The sequence below is a fragment of the Mesorhizobium sp. M0615 genome (assembly GCF_040320805.1).
In the GTDB taxonomy this organism is placed as follows: Bacteria; Pseudomonadota; Alphaproteobacteria; order Rhizobiales; family Rhizobiaceae; genus Mesorhizobium.
In genome coordinates this window covers 201174-215146 of sequence record NZ_JAMYQI010000007.1, presented here as the reverse complement: position 1 = coordinate 215146, position 13973 = coordinate 201174, and the positions used below count along the sequence as shown (strand labels likewise).

Here is a 13973-nt window from a genome sequence, read left to right as displayed (position 1 = left end):
CGCACCCGCCTTGACAAACGCTGTTGCCTTGTCACGGCGTTCGACGATGGATGATCTCTTCAATAAGTTTCGCGTCGGCTTCGTACTCCGCGGCCCGCGCAGCCATTTGGCTGGCCAGGCTGTGTCTTTCCCGCGCGGCTTCGCGTTTTGCCGTACGTTTCGCCAACTCAGCCCGCTGCTGGTGCGCTCTTAAAAGGCTCCAAAGAGCCTGTTCCGCATCGTCAGCCTGGGCCTGCATTAAAACGTCCGCTCCGAACGCATGTCCGGTGTGGCAGCGGTAACGGGTAATCGGCCCGTCTTCGATCTCCCATAGGGGGCCATGACATTCGGGGCAGACAAATGTCGAGGGGGCGCCAAGCTGGCCTTCGGTCAATTCCATTGTGCTGTGCTCCTGAGCTGCAATCGCTGCCTCAAGGCGGATGCCGGACGGGATTTCTGGTGTCGGCCCTGCGATTTCGGAAGCAAGCCTGTGCAACAGGCCAGCCATTTCGGACAGAGGGACGCAATGGTCGATTTCCACATTCTGCAAGGCGCTCAGCGGCATATCGGGTACTGCGGCGTCGCCGGGGTCCTGGACTACGCTGACGCCTCCGCACATCCTGATTGCGTGCAGGCCGGCGGTGCCGTCGGAGAGGCTGCCTGTGAGCACGACGCCGATCACGCTGCCGCCAAAGCTGCAAGCGGCCGATCGAAACAGAGGGTCGATGGCGGGGCGCGCCAGGTTCTCGCGCGGCCCGCGCCGCAGCAGCATATGATCGTCGTGTAACAGAAGGTGAGCTCCAGGCGGTGCAACGAAGATGTGCCCGTTTTTAACCTTCATGCCGTTGGAGGCATTTGCAACGGGCATGTTGGCAGCGCGACCGAGAATGTCGCCGAGGTAACTCGTGGGACCAACGTGCTGTACGACGAGGAGAGCCGCCGGGATGTCCGGCGAAAGGTCGCGGACAAGTCTCTTCAGCGCGTCGACGCCGCCGGCCGATGCTCCGATTGTCACGATGCACCGGTTCTCGCAACCGTCGGGACGGACCTTGTCCGGCTGGCCCGCACGCTCCGAATCTGATCGTGGTGCGGCGGTGGCCATGGTTGCTTCACCCACATTCAGCACAGATGTCGATGCGAGCGCTCCGGCCAGTCCGCTGGTGGTCGGGCGCCCTGCCTTCGTCGGTGTTAGCTTCCGGCCGCATCGCGGAACATAGATGCCCGCGTCGGCTCTGTACTAACGCCTACGTGCGCGTTTGACAGCAGCCTCTGCCACGGCCGGGGCCTCCTGAATGCTTGCCGCGCCGCCGAAATCGGCGTTCTTGGTACGGCCAGCTCCCGGGCCCGCTCCTAGATCAGCGCCTGTTGTCGGATCGGAAGCCGGATCGGAAAGCGTACGGTCGGCCATCCTGGCCACCACCTTCAGGTCTTTGGCCCCCAGCTTGACAGTTGCCAGGCCGTCTCCGCCGTCGACGGGCATCACCTCTTCAAGGTCATCGATCCGATCCCACTCTTCGCCGGAATTCCATGGGCCAGCGACATCGCCGTCGCCTTGAGAGGTGTTGACATACATGCTGGCGTACTTCTCTACGCCTGGGAGCTTGCCGGAAGGGAAATTGTTTTCGATCGCGTAGAGTGCTTTCTCGAACGACTTCTGGTGCGCGATCTCGCGGGTCATCAGGAAGCCGAGCGCGTCCTTGATTCCCGGGTCGTCGGTGATGTTGATGAGGCGTTCGTAAACGATCTTGGCGCGGGCTTCGGCGGCGATATTCGACCGCAAATCCACCGTAGGTTCACCGCGCGAGTCGACATAGGCCGCGGTCCAGGGAACGCCGGCTGAGTCGCACAGCGCGGGAGCGCCGCCGAACAGAATTGATTCCTTGGCTGTTGTGCCGCTGGCGCCGATCATCAGGTAAAGGTCCGCTTCCTTCATTTGGCCCTCGGCCAGCTGTGCCTTGAGCCCCTTGTTGAGCATGGTGACGATTGATCCCACCACTTCGAGATGGCTGAGTTCTTCGGTCGCAATATCGAGCAACATGTCGCGACGGCCAAGATCGTCCTCGCCAAGCCCTTGCGTGAAATAGCGCATGGCCGCTGCAAGCTCGCCATCGGCGCCGCCGAACTGTTCCATGATCATGCAGGCCAGGCGAGGATTCGGCTCCGAGACGCGAACGGTGTATTGCAGGCGCTTGTTGTGCATGAACATGGACATCTCTCCGGTTAGATCATCCGAACATCCCCGCAAGATGATTGTTCCATCCGGCCATCGGCCAGCGAGCATTTTTACGGCAGCTTCAGTGTTGAGCATCGCAGGGAGCCAGAGGCGGCATTTATTTCTCGCCGGGATTCTCCGACTGGTGACCGGCGGCAACGAGATTTCGATCGTGCTGCGCCATCACGGCAATGAGCAAGGCCGCGGATGGGCAAGAGGTAGACAAAATCTGGAGGGATACTGGCTCGGAAAAGTGAAGCCGGCCCATATTAATACGATGTCGGTGTCGACACCTTCGGCCCGTTTCGCCGCACACCTTACGCGGCAAACGCCGGGTTCGGTCACACGGCGAGCGTCGCGGGCTGTTGCCCGTTCACTTTCGATCCAGCACCTTCCGGACTTTCTCTGCCAATTCGTCGATCGTGTAGGGCTTGGTCAAAAGTTCGGTTCCGAAATCGAGCGTGCCGTTGTGGACAATCGCATTTCGTGTGTAGCCGGTGGTGTAGAGCACTTTTAGCGACGGGTGCATTGTCTTGACCTGATCCACCAGCTCCCGGCCCGACATCTCCGGCATCACCACGTCGGTGAACAAAAGCGACGGCACTTGCCCGCTTTCGACGGCCACCAGCGCGTCGCGTGGGCCTTGCATTTCCAGCACGGAGTAGCCCAGTTCCCGCAGCGCTTCCGCCGCCATCAGCCGGACGCGATCTTCATCCTCGACAACCATGATGATCTCGTCTGCACAGCCGGGGTGCTCGCCTGCCACGACGTCGATTTGGCTGTCGAGCACGCCGTGGTGCGAGCGCGGCAAATATATTTTCAAGGTGGTTCCGATGCCCTGCTCGGAATAGATCTTCACACTGCCGCCGGACTGGCGAACAAACCCATAGACTTGGCTGAGTCCCAGCCCGGTGCCTTTGCCGACCCCCTTGGTGGTGAAGAACGGATCGAAGGCTCTTGCGACAACATCAGCAGTCATGCCCGTTCCTGTATCGGTGACCGCTATCATCACATACTGGCCGGAGGGGATCGCGTTCTCCCTGGCATAGCGATCGTCGACGTGGGCGTTTGATGTCTCGATCGTCAGCTTGCCGCCAGCAGGCATGGCATCCCTTGCGTTGACGCAAAGGTTGAGCAGCGCGCTTTCCAATTGCCCTGCGTCGGCCTCGACATGCCATAGGCCCGCAGCGAGCACGGTCTCGATCTGAATGGTCTCGCCAAGCGTCCGGTTCAGCAATTCGCTCATACCGGAGACGAGGCGATTTGGATTCAGCCGCTTCGGCGCCAGTGGTTGCTGGCGGGAAAAGGCGAGCAGTCGCCTGGTAAGTTCTGCGGCACGTTGTGCTCCATCGATCGCGCCGGTTACGAATTGGTGGACGTTGGTATCGCCGTTTCTGAGCTTGCGCTGCACAAGGTTCAGGCCGCCGATGATGACGGCCAGCATATTGTTGAAGTCGTGCGCGATGCCACCGGTGAGCTGTCCGACAGCTTCCATCTTCTGGGCTTGGCGCAGGTGCTCTTCTGCTCTGGCGCGTTCCGCTACTTCATCTTTGACACGCTGTTCGAGCGTGCCGTTGAGTGTCTGCAGCGCCTTGAACAGTCGGGAGTTGTCGATTGCCGTCGCGGCATGGCCCGCAAGCCCCAGCAAGGCCGCCTCTTGCTGTTCGGCGAAGACGCCGATTTCTGGATGGCCAAGGAAGAGGCCACCCAGCACCTCGCCCGAACGCGAGACGACCGGCACGGCGAGATAGGAACGCACCGGCAGATGGCCCTCCGGCATTCCCTTGCGGGGCCAGTTCTTGCCGTAGCGCGGATCGGTGAGGATATCGTCGGAACGCACCACGCTTGTTCCGCGGAAAGTGGGCTCGAACACCGCGGTGTTGCGCGGCATCGGAAAGTTTTCGAAAGCAGAACGAGGTGCCCCCGACAGGGCGTAGAGCACATAGCTGTCGCCCTTGTCGTCGATCACATTGTAGAAGAAAGCTCCAAATTGTGCGCCCGACAGCACCACGCCGGCATCGGTTACCGTCTGGACAATTCGCTCTACGTCAAGCTCGGCCGCCACGGCTGCCGCAGTGGCGTTCATCAACTGAAGCTGATGCTCCACCCGCTTTCGCGCGGTGACGTCGACCACGGTGCCGATGAAGCGGATCGCACGGCCGGACTGGAAAAGCGCTTCCCCCGTTGCGGCAATCCAGCGCTCCTTGCCATCCCGAAGGCCGATCGTCCGGTATTCGATGTCGTAGCGGGAGGGGGTGCCCGGCGCGAGCGACTGGCGTACGGCCTCGTCGGCCCGTGCGCGATCTTCCGGGTGGAGGCCCGCCAGGAAGGCGCTTTCATATGTCACCTCCGCGTCCGGCGGCAAACCAAAAAGGGCTTTGCACCGGTCGTCCCAACGCAGCACTCCGCTGATGGGATCGTAATCCCAGGTGCCGATAGCGGCCGCGTCGGTGGCAAGCCTCAGCCGCTCCTCGCTCGCCCGTGCCGCCTGCTCCGAGCGAACGCGCTCGATGTGAGCCCAGGACCGCTCCGTCACCTCGGTCAGCAAGGACAGTTCGCGTTGCGACCAGACGCGGCGCTGCTTGTCGTGGATGGCCATCAGGGCAGTCAGTCGGCCTTGTTTCACCAAAGGCATACAGATGGTTGCCGTTATCCCGATATCCTGAAAGGTCTTCGCTTCCTCGGGAGCAATTTCCTCAAGGTTGTTGTTGATGATAAGCGGCTTGTTGGCGCTGAGGTTGGTGACAGCCAGGCGACCGAAATCGGCAAGACTGTAATATCCCCTGATGCTGGGCGAGCCAGGTGCGCTCCAATCGCCGCGGATGGTGAAATGGTCTTGGTCCTGCTCCATGTCGGCATAGGCGCAAATCGACACGCCAAGATGTTCGCCGAGGAGCCGAGTGGTGATCTGCATGACAGCATCTGCGTCGGCCGCGAGGGCTATCTCCCTGCCGAGGCGGTCGAGAAAAGCAAGGCGTTCGGCGTTCTCACGCAGGGCCAGTTCGGCGCGAAGGCGTTCTATCGCCGTACGCGTCCGGTCCGCGACTGCCGAAATGAGGGCTACTTCCTCCGTCGCCCAGCGTCTGGGCGCGGAGTGGTTCAGGTATAACAGCGCCACCAGCCCGCCATGCTCGGTAACGGGCATGTTGATGACGGATTGGGCGCTGATGGCTTTGAGGGCCTCCGCATGGCCGCTGGTTCGCGGATCTGTCTCGGCGTTTTCAAAGACAACGGTTTCGCCTCGCTTCAAATCCTCGATATACGTGCCGTAGTTCCTGAAATTCAACGTCCCAGCCAGGCTTTTGATGCCTGGCGCGTTCCAGTCCCTGTCGATGGTGATCGTTTCTTTCTCTAGATCGATCGTGCCGTATCCGGCTCGGCTGATGCCAAAATGGTTCCCCAGCAGTTCCGCGGCTGCGTAGGCCAGTTCTGCGGGATCCGTAATCTCGCGAATACGGTCGCCCAGCGCTGCCAAAAGCTCGAAGCGCTGCAGTTCAGATCGCGGATTGCTTGAAGTGGCCCCCATTTCGCCCCCGTTTTGCCCGGACTTAAATGCAGTCTGCGGCCAAGAGTTCCCCGCAGGACGGCAGTTTCTTTGGCGGGCCGGTCAGCCGAACATGCCGCACCGGTCATAGGTTAATGACAGCTTGGCGCGCTGTGGCGGATAAAGGGGAAACCAGCGGGCACTTGACGAGCTCCCGCTGGCTGGGTGCCCGAACCGCACTTCACTCGTTTGGAGACGTTTGATGCTTGACCGACCCATTCTTACGAATACGGACGCTCTCTATCCAGACGACCTGAAAACGCTTCGGTCGGTTTTCGACGCGCTGTGTGAGGAATTTGAGATTTCGTCGGACACTACCGTGGCAGAATCCATCGCGAGAGAGCTGGTCAGACTTTTCCAGACCGGGATGACGGAAGCGGCCATGCTGATGATTGCCGTGCGCGCACGTTGGCAGGGTGATTGGAAAATGGGAGGCAGCAGCGCTGCCCAGGCTTAACGGTCCGAACTCCATGGAGAAGGCCTACTTTAGCCGCTTGAGCCGGTTGTACAGCGTTGTCTTGTCTGGCGGAACAAGCTTTCGCCCCGAGAGTTGGGGTCGGCAGATAGTTTCCAACAGGCACGGGCATGGCGTTCGACAGAGATGGACCGAAACTCGCGACCGGGTTGCTCGCGGCCTCGTTGGCGGCGCTGGCGGCATACAACGCCATCCGCGCCAAACGTGCGATTGCCGGCCGGGCGTGCGGACGTGTGATGGAGATCTATGGTGTGCGCCTGCATTTTATCGAAGCCGGAACCGGCATGCCGCTCCTTCTCCTGCATGGCAATGGATCCATGGCGGAGGATTTCAAGTCGAGCGGCATCTTCGATGAGGCGGCAAAGACCTACCGGGTGCTTGCATTTGATCGTCCCGGTTTTGGGCGAAGCTCACGGCCGCGCGGCCGGCGTTGGTCCGCTCGCGACCAAGCCGACCTTATACATGCCGCGGCCTGCGGGCTGGGTATAGAGAAATACCTCGTGCTTGGACATTCCTGGGGAGCTTGGATCGCCCTCGAATTGGCGCGAAGGCATTCTCAATCGGTCGTGGGCATCGTGCTGGTCTCGGGCTATTACTATCCGCCACCGCGGCTGGATCTTGCACTGGCCGCACTCCCTGCACTGCCTGTGATCGGCACCGCGTTTCGTCACACCTTGCTGCCGCCGCTTGTAAGGCTTGCTTGGCATTGGGCAATGGAGAAGATCTTTAAACCCGCCGTCGTCGCTGGCGAGTTCGCCGCACTTGCCAAAGATGTCGCCAGCCGCCCTTCCCAACTGCGGGCGGTTTCTCTGGAGACAGCATCGATGCTGGCCGCGTCCCTGTTGGGAAAAGCCAACTATAGGGACATTGCCGTGCCCACCGGCATCATGGCGGGATCCGGGGATCGTTTGTTCGACGCGCAACGCGATGCACGACGCTTGCACGCGGAAGTCGGTGGGTCTCTCCTTGAGGTGGTTCCGGGCGCCGGCCACATGGTTCATCAGAGCGCCCCGCAAGCAGTGGTTGGCATGGTGCACACTATTGCAGGGCGGCACGCCTTGTTCCAAGCGGGCCGTCGGCAGCGACCCAAGTCGCGTGCCGACGAGTTCAAGGCAGATCCGGCCTCGCGGGAGCCACCGGCGATAAGCGACGCCGCTTGCACGGAATGATCTCCAAACGGGGCTTTCAAATGAGCGACCAACGTCCAGCCGACATGCAGTCGGTGCTCCACCAGAACATACAGGCCCTGGTGGAGCACAGGCGGCAGCAAGAGGAGCACCAAGGCGTTCAAGCGTGGGTCGCCGGCGCTGTTTCGCGCTTCGCGGGAAGCATGACTTTCGTCTATCTGCACCTTGCAATTCTTGTCGTCTGGGTGCTCGCGAACCTTGGCGCGATACCAGCCGTCCCAGCCTGGGACCCGACTTTCGTGATCCTGGCCATGGTCGCCTCGGTTGAGGCAATCTTCCTGTCTACCTTTGTGCTGATCAATCAGAACAGAATGGCCGCCCACAGCGAGCGCCGAGCCGAACTGGATTTGCAGATCAGCCTTCTGAACGAACATGAAACCACGCGGCTGATCGAGATGGTGGCTGCCTTGACGGCGCGTCTGAATATCTCGACCCCGGCCGACAAAGAGCTGCCGGAACTCGCCGAGAATGTCGATCCCCAAAAGGTGATGACGCAAATCCAGCAAGCTTCTGAAGATCAGGAGAACGCTTGATCAAAGCGACCTCGCCGGCAACGGTTCAGCGTCGGCTGCAGCCTGTAATCAGCCTCATTGTCCAGGGCTGTCGAAGCAGCTAAGCCGGCGTCGGCGTTCTCCAGGGCGGCTTCCCGACGTCACAAGTCCGCCGCGCAATCGAAGCAGCGTAGAACTTCGATAACCAACAGGCTGCTGCGCGTCAGATGGAACCAAGTTGACGCCGAAATCGTATTAGCGGTGGCGGCTTGGGGAGATTCCGGATGAGCGAAGGTGCTGTTCTGATCGTCGAAGATGAGACAATGATCCTGCTCGACCTCGAGTCAGCTTTGGAGGAGGCCGGCTTCCAGGTGGTCGGCACTCGGAGTGCCGCCGAGGCGCTGGCGGCTTTCGACCCCGATCCGACCAAGTTCAAGGCCGTACTCACGGACATCCGTCTGGGACCAGGACAGTCGGGGTGGGAGGTCGCTCGGCACTTGCGAAGGTCCAACTCTACCATCCCGGTTGTCTATATCAGTGGCGACAGCGCGGTACACTGGGGAGCGGAAGGTGTGCCCAACAGCATAATGATCACCAAGCCCTTTTTTCTGCCGCAGATCATAACTGCCGTTTCTCAACTTTTAAACGCGCAGCAAGGTGCAGAAACTCACCTCTAGGAATCGGACCGCGGCTCCGCGAACACCACCGAACATTCTTCTTCGGCCAATCGGCGCCGTCCGGCGTAAAGCGTTCGCGTCTGCTTGGGTCAAATGTCGGCGGCCTCAACCAGATGTCGACCTCAGCTCCTTTCCCCTCGCCACCGGCTCGCATCCACTCGGGAGCCCTCCCGAAAGCAGGGGCGCTCATTGGTTGAGCTTTCGGTCGAGTTCGTCAAGCAATGACCGATGCTCGCTGGGCATGTCCGCGTCTGTCGGCAGATCCAGCAACTGGCGAAGCTGGCGACGATTGGCGTCCGATGAAATCCACTCCCGTATGAGGCGGGCTATGACCTTTTGTTGTGCCTTGCCGATTTCTTCCATGTTAGATTCCGGGCTTGTCCGTTGGACGAACTCGGCGGCTCTTTGATGGTTCCCTGTCCTGTACACAAATCGAGGCACAATCTATGGGTTAATGCATGTCGCTCAAAAGTGGCCTGGTTTTGAGACACGACATGCCAGTGGATGTTTGCAGTCCCAGTCCGCTCGCCTAACGCTGCGCGTAGAGTGCAAATTTATACGTTCGATTTTACCCGAAGCGAGAGGCTCAGCCGCAAAATCTTGGCGCCGTTTTCATCACGCACTTCGATAAACAATTGCTGCCCGTCGACGCTCTTCAGTGACTCTCTCGTGAGGTCGACAAGGCCCTCGAATCCCGCGCGGCGGACCTCTTCGAGGCCAGCGCATTCGACACCTATTTCGTCCTCGAAGATGAGATCGCCATCGCCGCTGTCGAAGAAAAATCGTGCCATCGGAGAGCTTCCGTCACTGCTAATCTGCGGGGTTCCTTTGGTGCAGGTAGGTCGTGTCGAAATCTCCTGCGTGAGTGAGGCCAGCCCAGTCCAGTGCGTGAACTTTTGATCCCGAGGTGGCAATGAGGCCTCTGCGTCGTAGTTCCTGGAGCATCCGGTTGACGTGGACCGTGGACAAACCCAGCGCATCGCCAAGGGCCGCCTGTGTAATGGGGATATCCGCCACGTGATCCTCAATGCGCCCCATGGAGCGCAAGCGAAAAATCAGTTCGCACAGGATGTGAGCCATGCGGGTGTATGCCTCGCGTCTTCCCACATTGATGACCCACTCCCTATAAATCGCGGCATCTATCAACGTCGACCGCCAAAAAGCGGTGGCGATGCGAGGGTGCTGGTCGCAAACGGCACGCAGGGTGTCATGCCGCATGAAACCTATTCGCGCCGGCGTAAGGGTCGAGAAGTTACAATCCATGACCGACAGATGCAGCCCATGCAGATCAGGAATGTCGCCGGCGACGAAGAATGATGTGATTTGTCGCTTTCCTTCGCCCGTATGTTTGGTGGAACCGACCAAGCCATCAAGAACGACAAACGAGTAAACAGGACGGTCGCCCTCACGCACCAGATCGTGGTTGGCCAAATATTCCTTCTCCTGGATCGGAATGCCTTTCAGAACGCCGATGTCGGCCTCTCGAAGATCCGAGATGGTCTGAAGCTTGCGAATGAGTACATCCGAGGATGAGGTGGGGAACAAATTGACTACCTGGCTGATGTTGGTGATCGAACTATTATCCGCGCCAAAAGTTCCGACTGGCATGGGGACATATGCGCGGCGGCAGAAGGCGCCGCCGTGCGGCATGGTCCCATGCCTGGAGCGTTTTGCCAGCGTCGAGCGTGGTTGAAGATCCCGGAATGATCGAAGCACCAGTTTTTTAGGACAGCCATAGGTGAGCAAGGCAGCAATGCATTAACCTATGACATAGGCTCGGTTAGAAATTTTCCCGCTGGGCAGCCAGCCCCAGGAGTTCGCCGATCACGGCGCAGCTTTGACCCTGTCGCTCCGCCCATTCAAGGGCTGCACCCGCAGCCCGTCCTGGAACTCTTTGATGCGCCGCCAGGAACGGGGTGGCTCCGCTGACGTTGTCTCAGTGGCAAGGTGAGATTTCAGTGAACAGGCATATTTCGCGGACGGATGTCGAACAAATCGATCACACGGATGACAGCGGGTTTGCGATAGAGCACGGCGGACCGCCATCCTCAGCAATCGCGGTAGCGCTGGCCCGTGGCCTGGAGACCAGTCGGGACAAGCACATCATCCATATAGCTCCCTCGGAACGCAGTGCCGAGGAGATCGCCGGCGCCTTGCGTCAGTTCCTGCCTGACGCGGATATAATCTTGCTGCCGTCCTGGGATTGCCTGCCTTACGACAGGGTGTGGCCCACACGCGCCAATATGGGGCGAAGGCTTCGTGCGTTGCGTGAGATCGCAACGAAGCCGGATCGCCCGCGCATCGCTGTAATGTCGCTCGAAGCCATTCTGCAGCGGGTGCCGCCTGCTCCGGTCATCGCTGGCGGTTTCACAATTCTGGAGGTGGGACAAAAGCTCGACCGTGACGATTTTAGAACCTGGTCCGAAGCCATTGGCTATGTCGTCGACGAGAGGGTCGACGAACCGGGTGAGATAGCCTTTCGGGGCGATCTCATCGATATTTTCCCTGCTGGCGCGGATGGCCCCGTTCGCGTCATCGTTGATCCCGATGCCTGCATCCGGCAGCTCAAGACCTACGACCCGCTCAGTCAGCTCAGCGATCAGGTTCGAGACTCGATTACGGTCGGACCGGCATCCGAGCTGATCTTTAAAGCTGGTGAGCATCCTGAGTTGACAGCGATGCGCACGACGTCGATGGAGGAGCGCCTGGTCGCATCGTATGGCGCTATGCCATCCGTCTTCGATGCGGCATCCAGCGCTTCGATCTCCTTCCTTGAAGGGACCGACGGGCAGCCGCTCGGCAGAATTCTGGATCTGGTCGAGGATGCACGTCGTGCCAGGCAGGAGGCAGCCGGAACGAAAAAACCTTTGCCGGGACGATTTTACCTATCCCGTAAAGAGTGGGACGCTGCTCTGCTTAACCGCTGCTGCGTGAGACTAGCCGTTTCTGCCGTGGGAGTTCCCAAATTCTTCCGCCAGGCCCGACCCGGGCATGATTTCGCGGAATTCATCAGAGGGCAGACGAGTGCCGGAGTCAGAGTAGTGTTCACCGGCGATGCCTCTGAACTGCAGCGAGCAGATCGCCTGCTCGATAGGAGACTAGGCCGGCGGGCAGAGGAAGCGGCCGACTTGCCGCAAATCCTTTCGGCCGCGAGGGGCTCTGTTCTCAAGGCTGAATTCGTCCTCGACGAAGGGTTTGTCGACGCGCAATCCAATATCGCCGTGGTGGCCGCATCCGACCTGTTTGGGCCCGCGTTAAAGGCGAGCGGGAGCGCGACCACGGGCATACTCGAACCCGAGTTGCGCATTGGCGATGTCGTCGTCCATGAAGACCATGGCCTGGGCGTGCTCGCCGCGGTCGAACAGGTCGAGTTGGCTGGCCAGCAACAGGATGTCGTCAGACTGGAATATCATGGCGGGGCTTCCTTGCTGGTTCCGGTCGACGACTTTGGACGAATATGGCGCTACGGCTCGGAACCGGAGGCAGTGTCGCTTGATCGCCTCAAAGGCGAGGGCTGGCCGAAGCGACGCGAAGCTGCGTTGCGCGAGATCGACAGGCTGGCCAAACGCCTCTTGAGTCTTGCCAAAATCAGGTCCAGCCAGCCTGCCGAGATCTTGAAGCCCTCCCGCACGGACTTGGCCCGTTTTGCGGCGAGATTTCCCTATACGGAGACGCCCGACCAAGCGGCCGCCATCCGCGCTGTGCTCGATGATCTTTCGTCGGGAAGAACAATGAACCGGCTCGTCTGCGGCGATGTCGGCTTCGGCAAGACAGAGGTCGCCCTGCGTGCTTGCGCCGCCGCGGCTTTCTGCGGGAAACAGGTTGCTATCATAGCGCCGACAACGGTGTTGGCACGACAGCACTATGAGACGTTCAGCCGCCGCTTCGCAGGAACCGGCCTGCAGGTCGCCCACCTTTCTAGGATGGTCGGGGCAGCGGAGGCGAGAGCGGCAAAAGAGGGTCTGCGGAGCGGCCAGGTTGCGGTCGTTGTGGGTACTCAGGCCCTGGCGTCCAGGAGCGTCACCTTCGCCAATCTTGGACTGCTGGTGATCGACGAGGAGCACCGGTTCGGGGTCAAGTTGAAGCGGGCCCTGCGGACCATGACGCCTCGCCTCCATACGCTGAGCATGAGCGCCACACCGATACCCCGGACGCTGCAATCGGCGTTGTCGGGCATCCAGGACGTCAGCGTTCTAAACTCTCCGCCCGCCAAACGACGTCCCGTTCGCACGATCTTGGCAGCGTTCGATCCAGCATCGGTGCGCGCGGCCCTCCTGCGTGAATTTCACCGGGGTGGACAGAGCTTCTTCGTGGTCCCGCGGATCGAGGATATTGCCCCGGCCTGTGACCAGCTGAACAGACTGGTGCCGGAACTCGGGGTCAAGACGGCGCATGGTGAAATGAAGGGGAGACAGCTGGACGAAGTCATGGTCGGATTCGCCGACGGTGATGGCGACATTTTGTTGAGCACCGACATCATCGAGAGCGGCCTCGATGTGCCGCGGGCCAACACCATCATCGTTTGGCGCCCCGACCGGTTCGGTCTGGCGCAGTTGCACCAGTTGCGGGGCCGGGTCGGAAGGGGGGCGGTGCAGGCCGTTGCGTTTCTTCTGACCCAGCCTGGCGTTGAACTGGCCGACGGCACCAGGGCCCGGCTTTCGACGATGCTTGCGCTCGATCGGCTCGGCTCCGGCCTGGCAATCAGTCAAAGAGACCTCGACCTGCGTGGCGCCGGAGATCTTTTCGGCGAAGACCAGGCCGGGCATATGAAGCTGATCGGAGTGGGCTTGTACGAGCACTTGCTGGAGCGGGCGGTCTCGGCGGCTGGCGGAGGGGCCAACTTCAGCAAGCAACTTGCCGAGATCAATGGCTCGGGAAAGGGGGCTTTTCCCGAGAGCTATGTCGACGAGCCTACGGTGCGCGTTGGCCTCTATGCGCGGCTCTCCCGCATCCGTTCGGAGCCGGACCTCGATACATTCAGCGAAGAGCTCGAGGACCGCTTTGGAGACATGCCTGGCGAAGTAGCCCTTTTGCTGGAATTTACCAGGTTGCGAATAGCAGCGTCGGAATTGGGCGTCGGCAAAGTCGATGTCGGTCCCGAGGCCATCGCGATCACCCTTCGGAACAAGCCGTCGGCGTCCCAATGGCGGAACAGCAAGGCGTTGGGCCTGGAGTACCGGAACGGCCGCCTGATTTTCAGGCCGATCCCGCCCGGCGTCTCTGGCGTCGACGCCGTTCGCTTAGCGCTTGATGCCATACGTGCAGCTCAGCCAAAGCACGAGATCTGACTAGCCTTTTCTCTCCATCCGGCGGCGGCACGACAATGGGAGTGCCGCAGCCACGAGTCTTCACCTCGGAATTGCAGTGCCAGTGGTGTTCAGCCACCAGTACCGCAAGTCCGGATGTTC

Annotated in this window: 11 protein-coding genes; 5 read left to right on the top strand and 6 right to left on the bottom strand. The window is 60.5% G+C overall.

The window, feature by feature from the left end:
- Positions 1-31: 31 nt before the first annotated feature.
- The 3 genes from NKI46_RS14380 to NKI46_RS14370 form a co-directional block, all read right to left on the bottom strand.
- On the bottom strand, positions 32-1081 hold the full coding sequence (locus tag NKI46_RS14380) for a chemotaxis protein CheB (RefSeq protein ID WP_352746697.1): 1050 nt from the start codon (positions 1079-1081) through the stop codon (positions 32-34).
- A 135-nt stretch (positions 1082-1216) separates the two neighbouring features.
- Positions 1217-2185: a manganese catalase family protein gene (locus NKI46_RS14375; RefSeq protein ID WP_023691426.1), complete on the bottom strand. Its 969-nt coding sequence runs from the start codon at positions 2183-2185 to the stop codon at positions 1217-1219.
- A gap of 379 nt (positions 2186-2564) precedes the next feature.
- Positions 2565-5717, bottom strand: a complete 3153-nt coding sequence (locus NKI46_RS14370) for a GAF domain-containing protein (protein ID WP_352746694.1) — start codon at positions 5715-5717, stop codon at positions 2565-2567.
- 220 nt (positions 5718-5937) lie between these two features.
- Between NKI46_RS14370 and NKI46_RS14365 the strand changes: the two genes are divergently transcribed.
- The 4 genes from NKI46_RS14365 (at position 5938) to NKI46_RS14350 (ending at position 8565) form a co-directional block, all read left to right on the top strand.
- A complete protein-coding gene (locus NKI46_RS14365) occupies positions 5938-6192 on the top strand; it encodes a hypothetical protein (protein WP_352746692.1) in 255 nt (84 codons plus the stop codon).
- A 128-nt stretch (positions 6193-6320) separates the two neighbouring features.
- Positions 6321-7379 carry an alpha/beta fold hydrolase gene (locus tag NKI46_RS14360; RefSeq protein WP_352746690.1) on the top strand — a complete coding sequence of 353 codons (1059 nt, stop codon included), beginning with the start codon at positions 6321-6323 and terminating at the stop codon, positions 7377-7379.
- 20 nt (positions 7380-7399) lie between these two features.
- Positions 7400-7930, top strand: a complete 531-nt coding sequence (locus tag NKI46_RS14355) for a DUF1003 domain-containing protein (protein ID WP_023668020.1) — start codon at positions 7400-7402, stop codon at positions 7928-7930.
- A gap of 242 nt (positions 7931-8172) precedes the next feature.
- Positions 8173-8565: a response regulator gene (locus tag NKI46_RS14350; protein ID WP_023668021.1), complete on the top strand. Its 393-nt coding sequence runs from the start codon at positions 8173-8175 to the stop codon at positions 8563-8565.
- 186 nt (positions 8566-8751) lie between these two features.
- On the opposite strand, the gene NKI46_RS14345 is transcribed toward NKI46_RS14350, so the two are convergent.
- The 3 genes from NKI46_RS14345 to NKI46_RS14335 all read right to left on the bottom strand — a co-directional run bounded on the left by NKI46_RS14345 (position 8752) and on the right by NKI46_RS14335 (position 10311).
- A complete protein-coding gene (locus NKI46_RS14345) occupies positions 8752-8928 on the bottom strand; it encodes a hypothetical protein (protein WP_023687819.1) in 177 nt (58 codons plus the stop codon).
- Between the two features lie 191 nt (positions 8929-9119).
- Positions 9120-9356 carry a DUF6894 family protein gene (locus NKI46_RS14340; RefSeq protein ID WP_023668023.1) on the bottom strand — a complete coding sequence of 79 codons (237 nt, stop codon included), beginning with the start codon at positions 9354-9356 and terminating at the stop codon, positions 9120-9122.
- A 19-nt stretch (positions 9357-9375) separates the two neighbouring features.
- A complete protein-coding gene (locus NKI46_RS14335; protein ID WP_245260109.1) occupies positions 9376-10311 on the bottom strand; it encodes a Crp/Fnr family transcriptional regulator in 936 nt (311 codons plus the stop codon).
- Between the two features lie 212 nt (positions 10312-10523).
- Here NKI46_RS14335 and NKI46_RS14330 point away from each other — a divergent pair, with 212 nt between their 5' ends.
- Positions 10524-13853 (top strand): DEAD/DEAH box helicase, encoded by a 3330-nt coding sequence (locus tag NKI46_RS14330; RefSeq protein ID WP_352746687.1) that lies wholly within the window; start codon positions 10524-10526, stop codon positions 13851-13853.
- Positions 13854-13973: the final 120 nt, after the last annotated feature.